Raw genomic sequence first — 22,114 nt, forward strand, 5'->3', positions numbered from 1 at the left:
GCTGAGCCTAATCGAGGCGACATGGTGGACGGCGCTGTTTTCGGCTAGCGGATCACCAAGTCGTGGTCGGTGGCGCTGAGCGTGATCGCGGCAATGGGGTTTCCGTGCATCCAGTCCTGCACGAACGCGTCCAGAGCGGGGTTCGATGCCCGATCCGCGTACGCGTCCGACGGGATCTCGATTGCCCCGACGAGGTGGCGCGGATCGGCATCGAGGCCGGATGCGCGGGGAGTCATCCGTAGTCCGTCGGCGGTGTGCAGGACGACCGGAAGAACCGTGCCATCCGGTGCAGTCACGGTCGCGGTCCGCGTGGTGGCGACCGGGTCGAAATGGTCCACGTCCAGTCGGTATCCGGACGGTTGTGCGTGCTGGCCGATCGCGTCGAGCATGCGCGGATCCACCACAGAGTACGGAAACCCGATGTCGATCAGAGTCTGACCGTCGATGGCACCGTCGCGGGCGGGCAAGGTCGTGGACAAGTGCCAGGGGGCAGCGGGGGACAGGGTATCCGTCGACCGGTCTGTCGGCGCGTTTTCGATCAGTGTGCCGAGGAGGGACGCGCCGGTCGGTGTGAACTCCCAGTCGCCGCCGACGAGATCCTTGTGCCAGAAGCCGGATTCGGCGCCGCGGAGACCCTCGACACGCAACTCCCGCCGGTTCGGGCCGGGACCGAGTGAGTGCACACTGATCGCGGATGTAACTTCACCGGGAATTTTGGGCTGGTGCACCCAGTCGGGGGCCGGAAGTTGGATCGCGGCGGTGCTGCGGTCCAGTGTTTCGGCCACGAGGTTGGGTGCCGACGGCTTGTCCGACTGATCTTCCCAGCTGTAGCGGAAGAAGATCGAGTCCGATCCCGAAGAATCGAAATCAAATGTGCGGGTGTACATGTCGCCGTACTTGTTCATCACGAAAGTGGTTGATCCGGCCGCCGACAGCGAGTCCGCCTGGAATCGCCCGCCGAGCGGGCCGCCGATCTCGTAGCTGTCGTCGTTGGGCAGCCACGGGTCCGCGTAGGTTATCCGGCTGCCGTCCCCGGTCAACGTGGGGATCATCGTCATCTTGGCGAGTCCGACGAAGTGAATCCGTCCTGCGACGTCGGTGAAAGTTTGGTTGTCCCAAGGCGACGAGACGCTCAGTGCCCACCCGTTCGGGTGGTCTCCGGGGAGTTGTCGGCCGGGACCGCTCCACAGCGGTGCGCCCCATGCCGAGGTCCAATTCCACACCAGCGGATCCTGGGATGCGTTGTCCATCGTGTAGATCCAGCCGTTGTCGTCGACAGCGACGAGTTCGTCGTCGTCCAGTGATATCCCGACCAATCGTCCACGCAGGCACCCGGGCATCGGCACGAAACGCCACGGTTGAGCCGTTGATGCGCCTGGCTCTCGCGGCCGAGCGAGTAAGTCGTGGTCGACTAGCGCGAAGTCCCAGAAACGATTGAATTGCGTAGTTGGCGTGCGGATCTGGACCGAGCTGGGGGCGGTTGAACCGGTGAATGTCGGTAGGTTTGCCAACCCGACTCGACCTCCACCGGAGGGCGCACCTGGTGGCAGTTGGGCGGTTCCGAATGATATGCAACTGGCCGGCCCAGGTTCGGTGGGCGCGGCAGCGGCGAGGGGAGTGGACCACAGGAGGGCGGCGGAGAGTAGGACGCCGACGCTCAGCAGTCGCGGTCGGTGCGGGTGCGAAACTCCACTCGCGGTCTCGTTCACCGTCCGATTGTCGCATGATCGGCACGTTGAATCTGCGAATTGTGAGGTTTGTCCATCTGTGTCGGTTGCGGCGAGAGTGCCGATCGCTGCGTTGGTTGTTGTGAGTGGAACGAGAGTGCTTGTACTGCAAAGGTATTCGCCGTGTAGCTGAGTTTTGCCATGACCTGCAGATACGGTGGGGTGATGAGAAGGCCGAAGTCGCTGGGTGAATGGTTGGTAGCTGACCCTCCGGAGTCGTCCAAGCCACCGGGGCCGATTCTTTTGGCATTCACCGTTGTTCCGCTCATTGCGTTGGTCTGCCGGCATTACGGTTGGTGGCCTTCGCCGTTCGGGGAGTACAGATGGTTGGATCCCTTCCTCGTCAGCGCCGCGGCTCTGCTCATCTTGATCGTGGTCGGTCTGGTGTGGGCGATCCGCACCCTCTATGTCCTTGGCCAGGACCGGCGGTGGTCGTGGTGGATTCTGTCCTCCCCGATCGCCGTCATCGCTGCAGTAGCTCTGGTGTTGTTGATGCCGCCGGCAACTTTCCTCGACAAGAGCGGAGAGTTCGAGACCATCGCAATTGGTCTTTTGGAGCAGCCTGAATCGACCGTGGAAGAGCTCGAGATCGGCCAGTTCGATATCAGTAGTGCCCATGTCGTGCGGCCGGATGAGGTCTACTTCATCGACAACGACAGCATGTTCATCACCTCGAGTGGGTGGGTGTACTCGCCCAGCGGCCCACCATCGGGGTTCGATGATTTCTCCGCAACTCACCTCGGCGGACCTTGGTACGAGTTCACGGCGGTATGGCGTGACTGATAAATCGAGTGGCCTGTAACGCAGGCCTGTAGCTACCATCGCGGTGTGGATACGTACACGGTGACGCCCCATGGGCGTGAGGGGGTTGTCGGCGTCGTCTTCGCCGGCGACAGATAGCGCATTTCGGACCCGACAGCACTTGGTGCTGATCGGGCCATGAGCTGTACCCACCTTCACCGAGCCACGATTGGTACACACCCATGATCATTTTGACCGATACATCTATTCGTTCCAGCCTCGTCAACGCGAGTCGTAAGGAGAAGTCCGATCTCACCCTGCCGGACGGCTTCGGCACCATCGACTTCGACGCTCTCGACTACCTGGGCTGGCGAGATCCGAAAATGGGCCGACGCGCCTACGCGATCGTCCCGACACTCGACGGGGAGACCATCGGAGTCTTGCTCGTTCAAGCCGAGGCCACTCCGCGATCGCGCGCCCAGTGCTCCTGGTGCCGCGACACGCGACTCCCCAACGAGGTCGTCTTCTACGGCGCCAAGTTGGCCGGGCCCGCCGGTCGACGTGGCAGCACGGTCGGAACACTGATCTGCCGAGACTTCCAGTGCTCGTCCAATGTTCGTAACGACCCCCCGCTCCCGTATGCCGGCTACGATGCCGCCGCTGCGCGGCAGAACCGGAAAGACGAACTGGTGCTGCGGGCTTCGAGTTTTGTCGAGCGGGTGGCTCGGCAGTAGAGCGGACCAAATCGGGGACGAGGTAGCACCCTGTTGCGACGTTCGTCCCCCTTCCTGACTCAGGGAGGGGGACGAGCTGTCTAGACGGGTTTGATCCGACGAGCACTTCGAAACGACGCGACATGTGGCGTCGCACATGATTGCGCGGTCACGGCGTTGCTCGACGCAACGTCGCCCAGGCTCCGGCGATGCACGCGATGGCAAGGGCCAGAGGGAGTAGCGCCATCGGTACCACTCGGGGAGTATCGACAAACCACGAACCGATCGCCGGCCACCACCCAGCCCAGGTGATCGCGATCGCTGACAAGCCGAGCAAGCCGAAAAGCCCGGTGAGGGAGGCGAGTAGACCGGTGATCCTCCACCGCTGGTAGATAGCACCTGCCAGCATTGCGATCGAACTGGTCAGCAGCAGCGTCGCGAACAGTGCGAGCAACTGTACGGCGGTGTTGTCGGTGAAATAGCGTGCGATGCCGAACATGCGCATGTGCACACCCCAGCCGTTGGTGGCGGACTCCAGCACGGACAGCAGTTGCAGCGCGATTGCGAAGACTGCGGACTGTGCCAGCGCCATAACCGTGGTGGCAGTGAAGAACTCGCGGCGGGTCACGCTCAGTCCGAGCGCGAATGGGAACGTCTGCGTCATCGACTGGAGGTAGAACGCCAGCACGAAACCGTAGACCGAGAACACACTGCCGGTGAATCCTTCACCCTCCTCGTTCCCGACGATCGCGTAGATAGTGAAGCTGATCAGGAACGAGATCAACAGGATGCCCACCGGCCAGGCGATCAGCAACGGCCACGCGACCGTGTGCAGTTGTAGGACGGCACCGATCCTGGACCGAGCGGGCGTCTTCGGGACCGTCCGTGGCTCTGTCGTTGCGATACTCATACGGTGATCTCCTTGCGCTGCGTCGAAGTCGCGATGACAAGTTCCTGCAAAGATGCCGGTTCCACTTGGACTCCTGCCTCCCGCAGTCGGTTTCGCTCGGTCTCTGTCACATCGGCCTGCAACATGATTCGGCTGTGGGCGCCCAGTGTCTCCCGGCGCAGGACCCTGCCGGACGCAGCAACGGCATCCACCGCATCAATGGGACCGGATACCAGCACGGCGCGACCTCGCAGTGCGTCCGCGTCCTCGTCGACGACAATCCGGCCGCTGTCTACGACAATCACGTGCTCGAGCAGATTGGCTACCTCGTCGATCAGGTGAGTCGAAAGCACCACAGTGCGAGGATGTTCGGCGTAGTCCGCAAGCAGGCGATCGTAGAACAGTTGGCGTGCAACGGCATCGAGACCGAGATACGGCTCGTCGAAAAGCGTCAGGGGCGCGCGGGAGGCGAGTCCGATGATCACCCCCAATGCCGACCGCATGCCGCGTGAAAGCTTCTTCACCTTGCGACAGAGGGGAAGTTGGAAGTCGTCGAGCAGTGTCTCGGCGAACGCGTGGTCCCAATTCGGGAGTAGATGGCCGGCGGCGACGAGTACGTGCTTGACCTTGAGGTCTTCGGGGTACGTCTGGCTTTCCTTGACGAAGCACACGTTTGCTAGGACGTCGGCATTTTCGAAAGGGGCAGCGCCGAATACCTCGACGTCGCCGCTGGTGTGCAGGTCCTGCCCGGTCAGTATCTGCATGATCGTCGTCTTGCCTGCGCCGTTACGGCCGAGTAGGCCGTAGATCTTGTTGCGGCTGATCTCGAACGAGACGTCCGCGAGCGCGTCGACATCCCCGTACTTTCTGTCCACGGAGCGCATCGAGGCGACAAGTTCAGTTTCGTCGAAACGCCTGACTCGGGGCTCGGTCGTTGTCGTGCTTGCGTTCATCGGTCCGCCTTCCTGTCGTCCAGCATGGATTTGAGTTCGCCGAGGGAAATCTGGAGCCGGTCGGCCTCCGCGACCAGCGGCTCGATGTACTGGCGCGCGAACGCTTCTCGGCGTCTGAACCTGAGTGCGTCGCGGGCACCGACCGTGACGAACATTCCGATTCCCCGTTTCTTGTAGAGGATCCCCTCGCCTACGAGCTGATTGAGGCCCTTGGCTGCCGTCGCCGGATTGATTCGGTGGAACGCCGCCAGTTCGTTGGTTGAGGGCACCTGCCCGTCTTCCGGCAGGGAGCCGTCGATGATCGAGCCTTCGATCTGCTCGGCGATCTGCTGGAACAGTGGTCGTCCGTCGTCGATCACGATGATCGATGCCCGATGTTCACTGGTTCATTACTCATGTAATGAACCATAGAACGTCGTGGCGCATGTTGGCAATGAGATCGCGGAATCTGGCACCGATGACTTGGGTCTCCGAGCGCTGCCTATCGGGACATTCATCGCAGAGGCTGATGGAACAGCTTGGATGCAGACCGGCTACGACTTCCAGATCCCGGGGCGTTGCGCACAGGCATTGAGCTTCTTCGGAACCATGGAACCGCCGATCTAGGTGGTCGACCACGGGACGGGGCACCTTCGGGTGGCCGGTAGTTATCGCCTCAATGAATTCGGCCACCTCGTCGAAGGCGGCAACTATGTCGCGGGGGTCAATCTGCATGGACGTTGTCGATGGAGAGTTCGCTATGTGTTGACGCAAACACCCGTCAGCATCGGCAGTTCGCCACCCACCCGTGAAGCAGGCGAAACCACCAGCCTCGGCTTCGGGGCGTAACCCGTAGTCGTAGAACGGAAGCTGGACCGCACGCGGCGGTCGGGCCCCTTTTCGTCAACCCAAAGACGGAGTCGTATCCACCGCAAGTAGGGACTTAGCGCCCCGTTTTGGTGTTTCTGTACTGATTTGCAATCCCGATACGTACGCTTCCGGCCAGGGAATCGGACACTCGACCAGCAGGGGTATCTATGCCGAATGTGACAGTGAAATTCGGGGGTTCAGACCCGGAAACAGCAGACCTCGCACGCCGGGCACTGCAACCAGTACTCGACAGCATCTACCGCACATACCGCAGGAAACCGCTCCCATTCGTCGAAGCCGCACTTAGACGCGCAGGTCGAGGAAGCTTCTCACAAGCAGGAATTGAACGATTTGCCGACTACATTTCAAGAGGAGACCGACCGATCCTCACCACATAGCGGCCGCTCGTGATCACGCCGAAGAGTGAAGCGCTTCCACCGGCTACCTGTTCGACGACCTAAATTGGTCAGTGCCAACTAGGTACAGGTCCATCGTGGTCAACATCAACATCAAGAGACAGCGCCCGCGTCCGAGATCGGTAGCTTGCCTCCCCGTAGCAAGGGCACTCGAGCCAGCAGACGTATTCGATCAAACGGAGCTGAGAAGGCTGATTCAGCAGATGCACATTAATCGACCTCTGTGTGAATTCTGCTCACGGTGCACACTCGCGTGATCAAACCAGTCGGCGCTGTGACATTCGGTTGCTGATCCTATTCGGGGCGGCCTCGACCGACTATTTGGGAACTGTCAAACATAAGCTCCCCTTCCTGGCCAGGAAGGGGAGCTTATGTTTGTGACCACCGCACGATCCACGCATCTTCTGATATGCAGGTTTCAGGCAGAGCTGAAAATGTCATCCACATGCGGTCGGCCGATCTTCTCTACAAGTCGGGAGCGGTTAGTGGCCCTGCGCCTTCTAATGAGAAGGGGATCGTGGAACCGTTCGCCATCGCCACGATCACGTTGACGATAGCAAAGAGGACGTTATCCATTTGAATTCACCTCCTCGCTCCGTCTAGGGCCCGGCAGTATTCGCTACTGCATACAGGGCAGATGTCCTGCTATCGAGATTGAGACCTGCAATGTAAGCGGCGAGCCTGGACCGAATGAGGTGACTGTCCTGATATATCCGAGGCCATTCGAGGAGTTGTAGTCCACCAACCAAGATCCACCAGAAGCACCTGCGCCAAAGTTGCCCGGTTTGGCAGTTGCGTGAGAAGCCGTAGTTCCGAACGTCATAACCAGGGAAGACGCTGCGATGCTTGCGGGGAATGAGGTTTCGACTCTGGACACTTACGGCCTTCTATCGAATTGGGGCCAATCTGCCGGTTTCTAAAGATCGTCGGGAAGGTAGCACGACGCTAATGTGACAGTCCTCGAAACTGGGGTATTTCTTCGAGCTTTATCCGGCTCTCCGGATCCGTGCAGAGCGATGGTCGTACATTGGCACTTACGGTTAGGGCGTCCGATACTGAGGAAGAATACGTACTTGATTCTTTTCGAAGGTGATTTTTGACGAACTTGGGTATTTTCACAGTTGTGATTGTGAGAAGATCTGCATTCTTGCATGAGTTGTGGTCCCCGGTGTCCGGGTGCGCTACGGCAGATCGGTTTCAAAAACTTCAACTGATAAGCGCGCGGAGTCCGAGCGGAGACAGTTTCCAACCCCATCGGTTGGTAGTCGCGCTCGAATCACTGATGGACGGCAAACGAACCGAGGTACCGGCGACCATCGGCTTCGAGGTCGACAGCACTCTCCTGACAGTGCGCGCAATGGACACCGATTCAGGCCGGGGGACGACCAGTCGGACTGCATCGATGAACTGCAGAATTCCGAGACGCGGTCCTCTAGCACCCCCATTTTCGTTGGATTCACATTGACTGATCACTGAATGGAGGGGGTTGTGTACCTGCCGTGTACCTGTCACAGGATTGGGTCCCAAACAAGCGAAGTTCGACTGCCCCAAAAGGGCTCTGAACTGCGGAGAATCTGTGGAGCCGATGACGGGAATCGAACCCGCGTATTCAGCTTGGGAAGCTGATGTTCTACCATTGAACTACATCGGCGTCGCAGCCGACCGGACGTGTTTTCACCGCCGATCAACGTGCTTTCCGAACATTATCAGACGAGCTTTCAAGCAGCGGTGTCCCCGGCCGCCATTGATCAACACAGGAGTGTCGAAGTCGGCGCCTTCGGTAAATGATTTGCCCAAAATTTGTGCGCAGGAACACCTTTCGGGATGGAGAACTTGAGATAGGTGGGGCTGGGCTCTCCAGTGGGAGTCCAGAACCCGCGCATCGTGTTCGGTAACCACAGTGTGATCGCCCCGGCGATGGGCCGGCACTGCCCGCAGAACCGGTAGCCTCTACCTGTGCTGCTCTCCGATCGTGACATCCGTGCCGAAATCTCCGTTGGACGTCTGGGTATCGACCCTTTCGACGACTCCATGGTGCAACCGTCGAGCGTCGACGTGCGCCTGGACGGTCTGTTTCGGGTTTTCAACAACACGCGGTACACGCACATCGACCCGGCACTTCGCCAGGACGAGTTGACCAGCCTGGTCGAACCGGCAGAGGGCGAGCCGTTTGTGCTTCATCCCGGCGAGTTCGTTCTCGGTTCGACTCTCGAAGTGTGCTCACTGCCGAACGACCTCGCCGGCCGTCTCGAAGGTAAGTCGAGCCTCGGGCGCCTGGGCCTTTTGACGCACTCCACCGCCGGCTTCATCGACCCGGGTTTCAGCGGCCACATCACACTGGAGCTGTCCAACGTCGCAAACCTGCCGATCACGCTCTGGCCGGGAATGAAGATCGGACAGCTCTGCCTGCTCAAGCTCTCGAGCGCTGCAGAGTTCCCCTACGGAAGCTCCGAGGCCGGATCCAAATACCAGGGCCAGCGCGGCCCGACACCGTCGAAGGCGTACCTGAACTTCAACCGCGGCTGAACGAACGAACTTCGGGGGGAGTCGCATGATCGGAATTTTCTACGGTCTGGTTTTCATGAACTTGTTGTTCGTGACCAGCACCGTGTGTTTGATGAAGCCGTCCAAAGCCAGTGTTGTTGTGACCGTCTGTGCAGGGGTGGCGTGGCTGTTCTTCAATGGACCGCTGGAAGGTCAGGTCTTGTGGTCGTTGAACAGAGAACACGGTCTGACGGTCTCGGATCTGATGTCGCTTGTTGCCTTCGGCATCGCCGCTCGTGGTTGGAATCAGGTTCGCAAAGCCCGCGAAACCGTCGGCGCAGATCGTTTCTGACCTGCGCGCTCAACTGGATTGACCGCCACGATTCGGACAGATGTTTCGACCTGGAGCACAACAGTCGTCGAATCGGGCACAATTACTGGTTATGTGGTGGATTGTCGGAGGCGTACTACTCGTATGGGTCGTGTGTTCCATTCCGATTGCCATCCTGGTGGGGCGGGGTATCGCGCGTCGGGACCGCGCGGAATTCGACGGGCGAAATCAACAGTGGGCCGACGAGGTTGTCAGGTCGATCGAGAAGCAATCGGAGCAGGACAATGCCGATCGGCGTAAGCCACCACTGATCAGCTGACCAGCTCGACTTTTCCGGAGGTGAGTGGGCATGGAACTTCCATCCGATACTCCCGACGACGTCGTGGCCGCGGCCGCCGGCGGACCAAGGGTTCCGCAGTTCGATCCCACAGTGGGGATTCCGGTAGTTCCGCCAGGGGGAGATGCTCCCCACCGGTTGGTGGTCATCGGCGATTCGCTGTCGCAGGGATTCCAGAGCGGGGCGATCTTCAATACCGATCTGTCGTACCCGGCGATCATTGCTCACCAGCTGGGCCGGCTCGACCAGTTCCGCTTTCCCCGTTACGGCGGCCCGGGCGGGCTTCCGCTCAACATCGAACTGTTGCTCCGCACCCTCGAGGAGCGCTTCGGCCCACGGCTCGACCTCTGGGAGGTGCCGCTCGCACTCTTTGCTGCGCGCGCGTTCATGGATCAGGTAGAGGACTATTGGGAACGCGGACCGGGCAGCGAAGCGCCGACATTCTCGACAATCAACCACAACCTCTCGGTGTACGGGTGGGATCTTCGTGACGCTCTGACCAAGACGGCGCAGGGCTGCGAGGATGCTCTTCACCAACCGCACGACGATTTGATCAGCCAGATCGTCGAGAACAACGGCGAGCGCGCCGCACTGCGAGTTCTGCCGCGAGGCTCCGACGCCGAGAAGCGTATGACCGCGTTCGACGCAGCAGCGGAGTTGGGCAAGGAAGGCATCGAAACTCTGATCGTCTTCCTCGGTGCCAACAACGCGCTCCGCACCGTCACCGAACTTCGAGTCGAGTGGAGCGGCAACAACTTCCGTGATCCGGGCGGCAAGCGCGACTACACGGTGTGGCGGCCTGAGCACTTCGCGTCGGAGTACGCCGAGGTGCTGGCCGCGATCCGCAAGATCAACGCCCAGCACGTCATCCTCTGCACCGTCCCACACGTGACCATCGCACCGATCGCCCACGGGCTCGGGGGGAAGATCGAAATCGGATCCCGCTACTTCCCGTACTACGCACGACCGTGGGTGCGCGACACCGACTTCGACCCACAACGCGATCAGCACATCACCGGCGCGCAGGCGTGGGCCGTCGACACCGCAATCGACATGTACAACGACGGAATCGAGCAAGCCGTCGCGAATGCCCGTCGGGTGGGGAAGGACTGGTACCTCTGCGATATTGCCGGGTTGCTCGAGCGCGTGGCCTCACGGCGCTACGTCACCGACGTCAATGCGCGGCCGTCATGGTGGACGCCGTACCCCCTTCCCAAGGCGCTGACCGACTTGCAACCCGTGCCGGACTCGCTGTTCCTCTCCGCCGACGGTCGCGGCGGCCGCGCTTCGGGCGGCCTCTTCTCGCTCGACGGCGTTCATCCCACGACAGTCGCGTACGGGGTGATGGCGCAAGAACTGGCGAACATCATGGTCACGGCAGGGGTCCAGTTCGACCGCGCTCAGATCGATTTCGACCGACTCGTCCGACGCGACACCTTGGTGCGCACTCCGCCGCAGAATCTCGATTCCACGCTCGGCGTCATCGGCTGGGCCGACGAGCATCTCGGCTTTGCCAAACGTGTGTTCGGCCTCTGACTTTCAGCTTGCCTTCGACATCGTCGGTGCAACGATGCGTTCCGCGTACTCCCGCAGCAGTGCCACCAGGTCTGCGTCGTCGACGGAAAGTCTGCCGGTCGGACCTATCGCAGCCAAGGCACCGACGACACACCTTTCCGCGTCGTGGATCGGGACGGCGACGGCGGAGCGTCCGACACGAATCTCGTCGACCTCACGGGCGGCCTCACCGCGCCGGATCCGCGAGAGCTCGAGTTCCAACGCGTCGCCGTCGGTGATGGTGTGTGCGGTGACCTTTCGCAGTGGGGCCTCGGCCAATTCGGGTCGGTTGGCGAGGAGCAGCTTCCCGATAGCCGACGCGTGAACGGCTGTGACCAGTGTCCGTTCGCCACTGAGTTCGTGGTCGGGATCGCGATCGACGAGCCGAATTCTGTTTTCTGCAAACGACGCGAGGTAGACGCCGAACCGTAGCTGTTCGCGGAGTTCTTCGAGGAGCACCGAATTGTCGATGGGTGTGGGTTCGGCGGCAGCCCCGGCTAATTCACGGGTGCGTCGGCCTAGTGCGAAGCCGGAGAGGTCGGCGATCCGAACCAGGTAACCGTCGGCGACAAGGATGTTGAGTAACCGATAGGCAGTGGCAGGTGGGATGTCGGCCAGGGCGGCAATGTCCTTGGCGGTGGCTCCCGATCCGAGCCTGGCCGCCGACTCGAGGAGGGCAAGGGCGCGCTGAACCGCTCGGGGTTCGTGCCCACCGAGGTCGCGTGGTCGGCCCACCATCAGCGGGCGCCGGCAGTCGGCTCGCCCACCAGCACGATGTTTCCGGCTGCGTCGGTGGCGAACACCCCAGCTCCTGGTAGTACGTCCTCGGTTTCGGGACTGTCGAAAGCTCCGACGTGCAGCAGACTTTTGGGGCTTCGGCGTCGCAGGTAGAACTGCCAGAGTGTGCCCGAAGTCAGGATCACGAGTACGGCGATCGGTGCAACGTACGCGTGGTCGATCGTGTTGGCATAAACCAGGTAACCGAGGACTATCGCTCCGGCACCACTGCCACACGACGCGGCCGCGAGAACGCCGGGAGTGTGCTCGCCGATCCGTGTCAGGAAGACAACGGATGCGATAGCCGTCAGTGCATAGGCCACGATGACGGCGCCGCGAACAGTCAGTCGAACGTCGTCGAAGATTTCTCCGCGCCCGAGAACGGCAAAGGTTCCGCCGCCCAGCAGGACGGTGCAGACCACGGTAGTCAATGCGAAGTAGGGCGTACGGAAGGCACTGTGAACCGAGGCGAACCGGCGGGGGAGTAGGCGCTCGACACCGAACGAATAGACCAGGCGTGACGCAGCATTGGACGACGCCATCGAGGACGCCAGCCACGAGCACCCCAGACCGACGTTGAGCGCGATCACGACACCGGGGCTCACGCCCGTCGCCGTTCCGTGGAGATAGGCGTTGACGAGGGTGTCACTGCGCCCGGACCAAGCGGCCCAGCCCGCGAAGATGAAGAGCGATCCACAGATGATCGGAGTGAGAAGGACTGTGCGGGTGACGGTTACCAGCGGACGACGGGCCTCGGGGCCGAAGAAGGCCGCGCTCTCGAATCCGGCGAGAGCGAACACGGCAGCCAGGGCGGTGAGTAACAACCCGTGGCCGGAGGTGGGTGGAACGATCTGTGCTTGTTGACTTCCGGAACCGCCCAGGATCATGAGCCCGACGATGAACAGAAGTGAACAGCTTTCGACGACGAGGATCGCGAGCGCGGCAAATCTGACACTTCGCACGAGAGCGCCGAGAATCAGCAAGGCTATCCCCAGATAGAGCGCGATGACGTGAAAAGTCTTGTCCACGTGCACACCCGCGAAGCCGAGCAATGCGATTGCGGCCTGTCCGCCGTGATAGAGCGTCATCACCGCGCTGCCGACGTACTTGACCAGCATGGCGATGCCGGTGGTCAATGCTGCCCGGGTGCCCAGGCCACGAAAGACGAAGCTGTGCAATCCGCCCGACGCAGCCATTCGGCGAGTGAACTGCGAAACGCAGAAGGCTATGAGCGTCACCAGCACGGTGGCCGCGATGATGGTGATCATCCCGCTCAACAATCGGCCGTGTGTCAGCATGGTGACGGGCAGAACGACCATCGACACAGCAGGGGCAGTGGTTGCCACCGACTGGGCCAGCACTTCGGCGCCCGAGAGTTGCCGACGGCCCAACGCCCGCAGCGGTGATCGCGCCGGGGGCTGCTTCTCGCGCGTGGTGAAGGACCGCGCGATGGCTTCGGTGAGAGCGGACATGTCGCGTCACGCTAGTCCGGTTCTGTAACGCCGATATTGCGGGCATGCTTCCGCTGATCGCACTCGGGTGAGAGAGCAAGATGCGAACGCTCGCACGTTTCTCACTCGGTCCCCACCGACTGTTTCCTGCGCGTCAAGTTCCGGACCCAACGCTCCTGAAGTCTGTGTTCAACACCAACCACCCGGGTCACCGGGAGCACACTGGGGAGCTCGAATGCCATACACACGTAGATCTTTCATGCGCAGCCTGGGAATCACCGGCGGCGCCGGCCTGGCACTCGGTGCTATGTCGTCCATCGGCCTGGCGCCGGCAGTGGCGTCGACGCCGAGGCGATTTCAGGCACCTGCTGCGGGTGACCTGATCGGAAAGGTCAAGGGAAATCACTCCGTCGTGATCCTCGGCGGCGGACCGTCCGGGCTGTGCTCTGCCTACGAACTGCAGAAGGCCGGATACAAGGTCACCGTCCTCGAAGCACGCAACCGCCCGGGTGGTCGGGTGTGGTCGATCCGCAACGGCACCGAAGAAACCGACCTGAACGGTGAGACACAGACCTGTTCGTTCTCCGAGGGGCACTTCTACAACCTCGGTGCGACGCGTATTCCGCAAAATCACAACACCATCGACTACTGCCGCGAACTGGGCGTCGAACTGCAGATGTTCGGAAACCAGAATGCGAACACCTTCGTCAACTACACCGGCAACAAGCCGCTGGCGAATCAGTCGATCACCTACCGAGCAGCCAAAGCCGACACCTACGGATACATGTCCGAGCTGCTGCAGAAGGCCACCAATCAGGGCGCTCTCGACCAGGTCTTGAGCAAGGAAGACAAAGAAGCACTCTCGTCCTTCCTCACCGACTTCGGCGATCTCTCCAGCGACGGCCGCTATGTCGGATCCTCGCGTCGAGGGCACTCCGCGGAGCCGGGCGCCGGCCTCAACTTCGGAACCGAGATCGAACCATTCGGGATGAGCGATGTCATCCAGGGCGGCATCGGGCGTGCATTCTCCTTCGAGTTCGGTTACGACCAGGCCATGACGATGATGACCCCCGTCGGTGGCATGGACCGGATCTACTACAAGTTCCAGGACGCGATCGGGATGGACAACATCGAGTTCGGCGCCGAGGTCAGCGGCATGAAGAACGTGCCGGAAGGCGTCACCGTCGACTACGTCGTCGACGGCAAATCCAAGTCGATCACCGCCGACTACGCAATCTGCACGATCCCACCGCACTTGATCAAGCGGCTGAACAACAATCTGCCCTCCGACATCCTGCTCGCGTTGGATGCAGCCAAGCCGTCGTCGTCGGGCAAGCTCGGTATCGAATACTCGCGTCGGTGGTGGGAGACCGAGGACCGCATCTACGGTGGCGCGTCCAACACCGACCGCGACATCTCCCAGATCATGTTCCCCTACGATCACTACAACTCCGACCGCGGCGTCGTCGTCGCGTACTACAGCTCGGGTAAGCGTCAACAGGCTTTCGAATCGCTCACCCACCGTCAGCGGCTGGCAAAGGCCATCGCCGAAGGCGCAGAAATCCACGGCGACAAATACACTCGCGACATCTCGTCGTCCTTCTCCGGAAGCTGGCGTCGCACCAAGTATTCGGAATCCGCCTGGGCATCATGGGCCGGCGCGGGAGATTCCCACGGCGGCATGGCAACTCCCGAGTACACCAAGCTGCTCGAACCCGTCGACCGGATCTACTTCGCCGGCGATCACCTCTCCAACGCCATCGCCTGGCAGCACGGGGCCTTCACGTCCGCGCAGGACGTCGTGACCCACCTGCATCAGCGTGTTGCGCAAACTGCCTGACGTGCTTCGTTTCCCATCACTTTTTCTGGAGGTCTAATCATGAAATCTCGCAGCACCAAGGTCCTTGCAGCGGCATTCGCCGCCACCACGCTACTGGGCTTCGCCACTGCCTGCTCGTCTGACGAGGCGGACGCCGAGACCACATCGAGTTCGTTCGTCTCGAAATCGATTCTCGAAGCGGGGCAGGCAAACCCGATGATCGCTCAGGGCGTCGCGATCGGCGGCGACACCGCAATCTACAAGACCAGCGGCATCGGTCCGTCGGCAGGAAACAAGGCGGCGCCGGAAGGTTCGCCGGAGTCGTACATCGACGGTCAGTTCTCCGGCGGTGTTCTGCCGACCGGTGTCACCGTCACCGAGGCGCAGGGCATCAATGTACTCAAGAAGATCCGCGACAACCTCGAAGCTCAGGGATTGAGTCTCGAAGACGTCGTGACGATGCGCGTCTTCCTCGACAACGCGCCGGGATCGGACAAGGCCGACTACACAGGATGGAATCGCGCGTACCGGCAGTTCTTCGCCAACACCAATCTCGACACGGGTGACACCGAGTTGGTGCCGATGGGCACGGCCGAGCCGATCGCTCCGATCGAGCGAAACAGCGCCCGGCCCACCCGATTCGCCCTCGAGGTTGCCGGACTGCCCGTTGCCGGTTGGCTCGTCGAGGTAGAGGTCGATGCGGTGTACCCCGACGGCAAGGAACCCGCCTGATGGGCGCGCTCAGCCCGACTCACTGGGCGATCGTCGCAGTAGTGCTCGTGGTGCTGTTCGGTTCGAAGAAGCTGCCCGACGCGGCCCGGGGCCTCGGCAGGTCGATGCGGATCCTGAAGTCCGAAGTCGGTGAACTGCAGTCGGATACGGACCTCGCGTTGGAGCAGCGAGACTGACCCCCGTGCGCGGTTGAGGAGTCCCCACACTCCTCAACCGCGCACAGGTCTACTAGATCAGACCTTCGGAACGAGCTACCGACGGTGGTGACGGCGGACCCTTCACGAAGACATCGATCAGCACGTCCTCGTCCTGGTACGACGCGAACTGCGCCAACCCCGGGGTCTGGCGCACAGCCGAATGAACGGCGTCACCGTTTTGCGGATACTCCGGCACGACGTGACGCCAATGGGCGCACAGCAGCGTTCCGCCAGGCTCGAGATGCTCGACGACCTGCAGCATTGCCTCGATGAGCTTTTCGAAGGTCAGGTAGTAGCCGACTTCGCTGATGACGACGAGGTCGAAGGTTTCTTCGGACCAGTCGTCACCCAAGGCCCAGAGCCGAAATTCGGCGTCATGTCCGGTAAGCCTCGCACGAGCGCTCTCGAGTGCGGTCGGGACGATGTCGGTGGCGAGAACGCTGTCGCAGCGCTCGGACAACTTCTCGGTGAGAACCCCGATCGAGCACCCCGGTTCGAATGCGCGACGGTATCGAGGTTTCGGGAGCATAGCGACACTGAGTGCGTACTTCCGCTGCTCGTACCAGCGGGATTCGAAATCCCATGGGTCGGACTGTGCGGCATACATCTTGGCGAAGTAATCCGCGGGGAGTTCACGATCGCTCATACGAACACCGTCTCGTACGGCCTCAGTAATCGTTCCATCGCGTGGCGGGGGAGGATGGGTGCATCCGCGGGATGATCGGAAAGCGGAGCGATCTGTGAAGTGAACTCATTGGTGGCAGCAGATTTCGCAGCCTGAACGTCGGAGGGCAAGGTCACCTTTCGTGCTCTTTCCCACGGGACTGCCGCATGATCCGGCGCGGCCCAATGCCACGCCCAGATGGGATACTCGATCAATCGCGATCCAGTGTCCGCGCACGCCCTCGCCGCCGCGTCTCCGGTGGCTTCGTGGTCCGGGTGGCCGTCCCCGCGCCACGTGGAGGCGCACCAGGTATCCGCCGAGGAATCACCGAGAATCGAGCTGAGGCGGTCGGTCAACTCCTGTCGGTTCTCGCCGATCTTTCCGTCCGGGATGCTCAATCTAACCGGTGTGGGAATTCCGAGGACACGCGCTGCCCGATCCGACTCGGACCGTCGACGGCGTTCCATCTCGGGCTGAGTCACGGTCGGTGAATCGGGATGCGAAGCTCCGCCGTCGGTGACAGATACGACCTGAACACTGATGCCGGAAAGTATTGCCAGAAGAGCGGTTCCGCCCAGACCGAGTATTTCGTCGTCGGGATGGGGAGCGACGATGATCAATCGTGAGCATCCGGTGAGATCCAGTTCCGGAAAACTTCTTCCCCACTCCCGCCATGTCGATTCGGGAGTGCCGCCGTCGTCGACAGGTTTCTGCGCGAACAGTTTCGAGTTCACCACGGCCGTTTCCCCTTGGCTGCAATCCGGCCCAGCTCGGCGAGATCCTTCTCGGCGTGACTCTGCCGCAAGTAGACGGTGAGATCGGCTACCCGTGCGGCGTGCGCGGCGTCCATGCAGAGCGGTGCGGCGCCGAGAGCGCGTCCCACCCGATCCAGGGTCTCGGTAGCGGCGCGCTCGACAATTGCGCGCACACGGAGTGCCCGCTGCATGGCCTCGGCATTTTCGTCGAAGGGATCCGCATCGATCTCGGCCGCCGCGACTGCGAGCGCGTTGCGCGCTGCGGCGAGCGCTGCATCGACCGCACCGAGGTGTGCGAGTACGTAGGGGTCTTCGCTGCTTGCAGCCTTGTCGTACAACGGATCAGCGACGCCGCAGGCGCCGCCGTACCAGCATGCAGCCACGCCGATCGCGCCGTGCCAGAACCCCGGGCGGCTCAGATAGTCGCCTGCCGTCCCGACCGGTATGGCCGGAACCATGTCGAAGTCGACCGCGCTGGAGTCGCTTTCGGCCATACCGACGGCCTTCCACGAATCGGGAACGGGATGCACCCCAGGTAGTCCGAGCTCGACCGCGAAGAGGGAGGGGACACCGTCGACCAAGGCGGTGATCAGTGCATGCGTGCAGGTGTTGGCGCCGGAACACCACAACTTGCGACCGGTGAGCGTCCAGATCCCCACGTGCTCAGACGCATTCACCACAGGTTGGGGTGGCTCGGCCGCCCACACTCCCCACAGCTGCCCGGGTTCGGGATCCGGTCCGTCGAGTTCGGTGAGTATCGCGACGGCATCGGTGTGAGCCTCAGCCATCCGGCCGAGAACCACATTCTCCCGTGTGAGCTCTGCCAGGGAGGTCCACCGTGCGGCCGTCGCGCCGCCGCCGGGCAGCGGCAAGTACAGTCCACCTGCGTCCAGGAGTGTGTGTAGTCGTTTCATCGTGCCAGCTCCGCTTCTTCGTTATCGGCGGTCGTACCACCCAGGTTACGGATATGTCCGGCAAAGCCGCCCGGAGTTCGGCCGTCGAGACGCGCAGACGTGGTGACCGCAATGTCCTCTGCCCACGCGATACAGGCACCGGCCTCGCTCAACCGCCGGACGAGATCGACATCCTCGTCTTCTTCGAGATCGCAGAATCCTCCGACGTCCCAGTACATATCGGCGCGGACACCGAGGTTGGCACCGTGGACGTGACCGTGTCGACCATAGGGATGTGCGTGGTACATACGTTCGTACCGTTCGCGAACGGAGTGCGGATGGCCTTCCCAGTCCGCGATGCGAACGGTGCCCGCGACGACGTCCGCAGTACGCGCATACTCCAATTGGCGCGCAATCCAGGTGGGGCCGACCACCGAATCGGCATCGGTCGTGGCGAACCACGCTGAGGCCCCCAAATCCGAGCCGAACGCAGAGAAACCCGTCGCTCGCGAACGGCCGACGTTCTGATGCTCGACGCGGAGTACTTCCACCCCGTCGGGGATGACCCCCGCGGTTCCGTCCGAACAGTTGTCGAGGACGGCAACCACTCGGACGGGGACAACGCAAGCCGACGCCGCTGTTGCGAGTGCACGAAGGCAATTGGGGAGGTCTTCGGCTTCGTTGTGGGCGGGAACTACGACAAGAACCTGGTCGATTGGCACAGTGACGATCCTTTCCTCACCCTGGTACGGTCGGGTCTTCTTTCGTCCCGGTTCTCAACAGATAACCACATTTCGGACGGGTGCCGCCGCGCGACCGCCAGCAGCCGTGCAGGTCGAAAACTGTTTCGGTGAAACATCTCTGGATACGTTTGAGAGATGTGCCGGCGGGGTACAAGACGGGGTTTTGTGACTGTGCTTTCGGGTGCAAAACGGGGTTTTGCACCGAAGAATCTTCAGAACCGGCGGTGGCGCACCGAATCGACGAGCATCCGGGCCACCTCGTGCAGTTTCACGTTGGTGTGCTGCGATTGCTGAACGAGTCGGCTGAATGCTTCGTCGGCGTCGATGCCGTGGATGGCGATCAGCACGCCCTTGGCTTGTTCGATCTCGGCACGAGATTCCATGGCGCAGTGCAACTGTTCGATGTGCTCGTGTGCCTGACGCCAGCGTCGTGAATCTGCGATCGCCGCGCCCGCACCGGCGGTGAACAATTTCATCAACTCTTCGTCGAAGGGCTTGAACTCTGTCGAGGCGAATCCGTAGACGTTGAACGCGCCGAGAAGTTCGGTGCTTCCTTCGCCCATGGTGAGCGGCACGGACAAGTAGGACCGGACACCTTGTTTCCGGGCCTCGGCGGTGAATTCCGGCCATTTGTCGTCGTGATCACCCACCTTCGACCGAACCGACGACATGGTGCGCGCGGCGTCAACGCACGGACCACGATCGGCGGAATGCTGGGCATCGTCTATCGCGGAAAGGTAGTCCGCGGTAGATGCAGCAGTTCGTGGGCCATCGGCGGACAGCACCGTCACGCTGACAGCATCGGCATCCGGCAGCGCTTTGACCGCCGTCTCGGCCAGACGTTGGAGCATGGAGTCGAGATGCGCGTCCGTGTTCAGAGTGGACCGGAGTCCGGCAATCGCTTCGGCGAGGGTGTCGAGCGAATCTGCTGCGGAAGCAAACGCCGCGGCTCCCTGTGGGGTGTCCGCATTGCCTGTCATGATTCAGGTCTACTCCGCAAAGTGCGGCGATGTAACCGTTCCAGGCGGTCTTTGCTTCGATGTTGCATGAAATCCGAGGTTCCTGGGTAGCCGCACGCAGCGATGTGCGATGTCGCCTGAAAAAGAGGAGCCGATGATGATCCTGCGTTTACCTGGTGTGTATCCACCGCAACACGACACGTCGTTACTGGCGGATGCGCTGCTGTTCGAGCGCCTCACCGCTCGCAGTCGGGTGCTGGATCTGTGCACGGGGACCGGCGCCCTCGCTGTCGCGGCATCCGCGGCAGGCGCAGGCCACGTCGTCGCGGTCGACATATCTCGCCGCGCGTGTGCCAATGCTCGTCTCAACGGGATCCTCAACGGAACCTCGATCGACTCCCGTCGTGGCGACCTCACCGAGGCGGTGCACGGCGAACTCTTCGATCTGGTGATCTCCAACCCGCCGTACGTCCCTGCTCTTGCAGATGATCTCCCTACCGCTGGAATCGAACGTGCTTGGGACGCAGGAAAGGACGGACGCGCCCTCATCGACAGGATCGCAGCCACCGTGCACGAGGTGCTCGTCCCGGGCGGCACACTGCTTCTCTTGCAATCGGTGCTGTGTGGGGTCGACAAGACCGAGGCGATACTCGAAGAACACGGTATGGCCGTAGAGATTTCAGCCCGGAAGTACGTTCCCTTCGGGCCCGTGATGCGCGAGAGGCGCACCATGCTCGAGGCACGAGGGTTGATCACCACCGGTCAGGAAATCGAACAACTCGTGATCATTCGCGCAACGAAGTCTTGCCCTTCTCCCAACTCGATGTGAGGTGATCGCCGAGAAGATCGTCGAACGCCAGGCACGCTGCGGCGCCGAACAAGATGTCATCAGTGCGGTGCGGCTGCGAAGAAGCGAGACCGCCGGCGAGTTCCCGAACGGCGATCTGTTCGTGAACGGAATCCGCTTCCACGTGCTCGTCGTAGAACAGTGTCGCGCCCGAACCGAATCCGAGTCGGCGCAGTCCTGCGCTGTATCGTTTGCTCGGCAGCGCAGACGTGGTCTCGACAGCGCACAGGTGCCCGACCAGCGTTCCGAGATGGCGGCGATGAAAACCGAAGAGCGAGAGAGCATTCAACGACGCCAACGTTACCGCGGGAACAGAATCGATGTAGTGGCCGTAGCGGTCCGAAAGACCTACAGCCCGCATGGTGTCGGCAAAAAGACGCGAATGCATTCGCTCTGCGCGACCGCCTCCGTACTCGTCGCTCTGCACTTCGACGAGGGCGGCCTTGACGGCACCGGAGAGACGCGAAATTCCGAGGGTGTGCACATCCGCCTCGCGGAGCTGATTGAGCGAACGGTGAATCAGCACCTCCGAGAACTGATCGATCGTTGCATCTTTCGCCATGAAGGACGCAAGACCTGGGCCTGCACTGGGGGCGGTCAGCGACCAGAGGTCGGCCACGACGTCGCCAGACGACTCCACTGTCCCCACGAGTTGCGCGATGGCGGACTCGAAACGCTCTTCGAGCCGAGACCGCACCGCGAGCAGGTCCGGATTCCACTCCCACTTGTCCGAGACGTTCTCGATTCCCTGCAAATGAAGCTCGTAGAGGAGCGTCAGGGTCAGCTGAGCGTCGTCGTCACGAAGAATGTCGTAGGTGAGGTCGGTGGACTGTGCATCCTCGTACGCGTCAGCGGCAGCCGTAATCTCCCTCGGATCGGCCGAGGAGCGCAGAATGGAAACGAGAGTGGCGCTCAGTGGGCCGCGGGCCTGTGGAACAGGCATGGAAGTGGGCACGCCAGTGGCCGAATCGAGAACTGAAGAGGACATATGACCGCGTTTCCCGAATCGTCATCTGCCGAAACACCGAGTGTTCCCGGTAACAACACCACCATAACCGCCTGCACGGACGGCCCGCTGCTGGTGCGTGGTGACTTCGAGTTGCTCCGTGACGACGGAACCCCGATAGAGAACAAGCGCTCTACGGTTGCATTGTGTCGATGTGGGCGGACCGGCATCGCGCCGTTCTGCGACAGCTCCCACAAGAAGAAGCGGGCGCGAGCGACGTAACCGGTGCCAATATTCGGAACAAGCCCAACCCGTGAACCAAGACGACCCGGAAACC

23 protein-coding genes and 1 tRNA gene are annotated in these 22,114 nt (G+C 61.7%); 11 read left to right on the forward strand and 13 right to left on the reverse strand.

The features are described from left to right. Positions 1 to 44: 44 nt before the first annotated feature. Positions 45 to 1,709: a hypothetical protein gene (locus tag RHP72_RS06350; RefSeq protein WP_234551966.1), complete on the reverse strand. Its 1,665-nt coding sequence runs from the start codon at positions 1,707 to 1,709 to the stop codon at positions 45 to 47. 183 nt (positions 1,710 to 1,892) lie between these two features. Between RHP72_RS06350 and RHP72_RS06355 the strand changes: the two genes are divergently transcribed. Both RHP72_RS06355 and RHP72_RS06360 read left to right on the forward strand, forming a co-directional pair. Continuing rightward, positions 1,893 to 2,510 (forward strand): DUF1109 domain-containing protein, encoded by a 618-nt coding sequence (locus RHP72_RS06355; protein WP_042452341.1) that lies wholly within the window; start codon positions 1,893 to 1,895, stop codon positions 2,508 to 2,510. 200 nt (positions 2,511 to 2,710) lie between these two features. After that, a complete protein-coding gene (locus RHP72_RS06360; RefSeq protein ID WP_007726512.1) occupies positions 2,711 to 3,202 on the forward strand; it encodes an FBP domain-containing protein in 492 nt (163 codons plus the stop codon). Between the two features lie 148 nt (positions 3,203 to 3,350). Here the strand turns inward: RHP72_RS06360 and RHP72_RS06365 are convergent, their stop codons facing one another. The 4 genes from RHP72_RS06365 to RHP72_RS06380 form a co-directional block, all read right to left on the reverse strand. After that, entirely contained in the window at positions 3,351 to 4,091 is a 741-nt protein-coding gene (locus tag RHP72_RS06365) for a hypothetical protein (protein ID WP_007726514.1), read from the reverse strand. Next, complete coding sequence (locus tag RHP72_RS06370; RefSeq protein WP_311094473.1) at positions 4,088 to 5,023, reverse strand: ABC transporter ATP-binding protein; 936 nt, start codon at positions 5,021 to 5,023, stop codon at positions 4,088 to 4,090. Before RHP72_RS06370 ends, RHP72_RS06365 begins: the two co-directional genes overlap by 4 nt. Next, a complete protein-coding gene (locus tag RHP72_RS06375) occupies positions 5,020 to 5,382 on the reverse strand; it encodes a GntR family transcriptional regulator (protein WP_007726518.1) in 363 nt (120 codons plus the stop codon). Before RHP72_RS06375 ends, RHP72_RS06370 begins: the two co-directional genes overlap by 4 nt. A gap of 2,483 nt (positions 5,383 to 7,865) precedes the next feature. Next, positions 7,866 to 7,939, reverse strand: a tRNA-Gly gene (locus RHP72_RS06380). 305 nt (positions 7,940 to 8,244) lie between these two features. Here RHP72_RS06380 and dcd point away from each other — a divergent pair. The 4 genes from dcd (at position 8,245) to RHP72_RS06400 (ending at position 10,976) form a co-directional block, all read left to right on the forward strand. Further along, a complete protein-coding gene (gene dcd, locus RHP72_RS06385) occupies positions 8,245 to 8,814 on the forward strand; it encodes a dCTP deaminase (RefSeq protein ID WP_003943702.1) in 570 nt (189 codons plus the stop codon). 25 nt (positions 8,815 to 8,839) lie between these two features. Next, entirely contained in the window at positions 8,840 to 9,124 is a 285-nt protein-coding gene (locus RHP72_RS06390) for a hypothetical protein (protein ID WP_054187570.1), read from the forward strand. Positions 9,125 to 9,215: 91 nt separating this feature from the next. Then, complete coding sequence (locus tag RHP72_RS06395; RefSeq protein ID WP_007726530.1) at positions 9,216 to 9,422, forward strand: hypothetical protein; 207 nt, start codon at positions 9,216 to 9,218, stop codon at positions 9,420 to 9,422. A gap of 30 nt (positions 9,423 to 9,452) precedes the next feature. Next, positions 9,453 to 10,976, forward strand: coding sequence for a hypothetical protein (locus RHP72_RS06400; protein ID WP_311094474.1), 1,524 nt, complete (start codon positions 9,453 to 9,455; stop codon positions 10,974 to 10,976). Between the two features lie 3 nt (positions 10,977 to 10,979). Here the strand turns inward: RHP72_RS06400 and RHP72_RS06405 are convergent, their stop codons facing one another. Beyond that, positions 10,980 to 11,732: an IclR family transcriptional regulator gene (locus RHP72_RS06405; protein ID WP_007726535.1), complete on the reverse strand. Its 753-nt coding sequence runs from the start codon at positions 11,730 to 11,732 to the stop codon at positions 10,980 to 10,982. Continuing rightward, positions 11,732 to 13,243 (reverse strand): APC family permease, encoded by a 1,512-nt coding sequence (locus RHP72_RS06410; RefSeq protein ID WP_042452324.1) that lies wholly within the window; start codon positions 13,241 to 13,243, stop codon positions 11,732 to 11,734. Before RHP72_RS06410 ends, RHP72_RS06405 begins: the two co-directional genes overlap by 1 nt. A 238-nt stretch (positions 13,244 to 13,481) precedes the next feature. Between RHP72_RS06410 and RHP72_RS06415 the strand changes: the two genes are divergently transcribed. Genes RHP72_RS06415 through tatA form a run of 3 tightly spaced genes read left to right on the forward strand, consistent with a single transcriptional unit; the run spans position 13,482 to position 15,949 of the window. Further along, positions 13,482 to 15,062: an FAD-dependent oxidoreductase gene (locus RHP72_RS06415; RefSeq protein ID WP_007726538.1), complete on the forward strand. Its 1,581-nt coding sequence runs from the start codon at positions 13,482 to 13,484 to the stop codon at positions 15,060 to 15,062. A gap of 39 nt (positions 15,063 to 15,101) precedes the next feature. Then, positions 15,102 to 15,773, forward strand: a complete 672-nt coding sequence (locus tag RHP72_RS06420) for a Rid family hydrolase (protein ID WP_007726540.1) — start codon at positions 15,102 to 15,104, stop codon at positions 15,771 to 15,773. Further along, positions 15,773 to 15,949 carry a Sec-independent protein translocase subunit TatA gene (gene tatA, locus RHP72_RS06425; protein WP_003943732.1) on the forward strand — a complete coding sequence of 59 codons (177 nt, stop codon included), beginning with the start codon at positions 15,773 to 15,775 and terminating at the stop codon, positions 15,947 to 15,949. Before RHP72_RS06420 ends, tatA begins: the two co-directional genes overlap by 1 nt. 52 nt (positions 15,950 to 16,001) lie before the next feature. Here tatA and RHP72_RS06430 read toward each other — a convergent pair whose 3' ends face one another. From RHP72_RS06430 to RHP72_RS06450, 5 genes are all read right to left on the reverse strand, one after another. Then, the gene (locus RHP72_RS06430; protein ID WP_007726541.1) at positions 16,002 to 16,616 is read right to left on the reverse strand and encodes a class I SAM-dependent methyltransferase; all 615 of its coding nucleotides are present in this window, start codon (positions 16,614 to 16,616) and stop codon (positions 16,002 to 16,004) included. Next, positions 16,613 to 17,371 carry a PIG-L deacetylase family protein gene (locus RHP72_RS06435; protein ID WP_003943643.1) on the reverse strand — a complete coding sequence of 253 codons (759 nt, stop codon included), beginning with the start codon at positions 17,369 to 17,371 and terminating at the stop codon, positions 16,613 to 16,615. Before RHP72_RS06435 ends, RHP72_RS06430 begins: the two co-directional genes overlap by 4 nt. Then, on the reverse strand, positions 17,365 to 18,303 hold the full coding sequence (locus RHP72_RS06440; protein ID WP_007726542.1) for a hypothetical protein: 939 nt from the start codon (positions 18,301 to 18,303) through the stop codon (positions 17,365 to 17,367). The genes RHP72_RS06435 and RHP72_RS06440 overlap by 7 nt, the downstream gene beginning before the upstream one ends. Further along, a complete protein-coding gene (locus tag RHP72_RS06445) occupies positions 18,300 to 19,004 on the reverse strand; it encodes a glycosyltransferase family 2 protein (RefSeq protein ID WP_042452319.1) in 705 nt (234 codons plus the stop codon). The genes RHP72_RS06440 and RHP72_RS06445 overlap by 4 nt, the downstream gene beginning before the upstream one ends. A gap of 233 nt (positions 19,005 to 19,237) precedes the next feature. Next, a complete protein-coding gene (locus RHP72_RS06450; protein ID WP_003943624.1) occupies positions 19,238 to 20,005 on the reverse strand; it encodes a GAF and ANTAR domain-containing protein in 768 nt (255 codons plus the stop codon). Positions 20,006 to 20,114: 109 nt separating this feature from the next. On the opposite strand from RHP72_RS06450, the gene RHP72_RS06455 reads away from it, so the two are divergent. Then, positions 20,115 to 20,813 (forward strand): HemK2/MTQ2 family protein methyltransferase, encoded by a 699-nt coding sequence (locus RHP72_RS06455; protein ID WP_037131016.1) that lies wholly within the window; start codon positions 20,115 to 20,117, stop codon positions 20,811 to 20,813. On the opposite strand, the gene RHP72_RS06460 is transcribed toward RHP72_RS06455, so the two are convergent. Continuing rightward, complete coding sequence (locus tag RHP72_RS06460; RefSeq protein WP_221741477.1) at positions 20,770 to 21,819, reverse strand: iron-containing redox enzyme family protein; 1,050 nt, start codon at positions 21,817 to 21,819, stop codon at positions 20,770 to 20,772. The genes RHP72_RS06455 and RHP72_RS06460 overlap by 44 nt on opposite strands. Between RHP72_RS06460 and RHP72_RS06465 the strand changes: the two genes are divergently transcribed. After that, on the forward strand, positions 21,820 to 22,059 hold the full coding sequence (locus tag RHP72_RS06465) for a CDGSH iron-sulfur domain-containing protein (protein ID WP_003943717.1): 240 nt from the start codon (positions 21,820 to 21,822) through the stop codon (positions 22,057 to 22,059). It abuts the gene before it with no gap. The last annotated feature ends 55 nt before the right edge of the window (positions 22,060 to 22,114 follow it).

The sequence above is a fragment of the Rhodococcus sp. SG20037 genome (assembly GCF_031763325.1).
GTDB classification, from domain to species: Bacteria; Actinomycetota; Actinomycetes; order Mycobacteriales; family Mycobacteriaceae; genus Rhodococcus_F; species Rhodococcus_F qingshengii.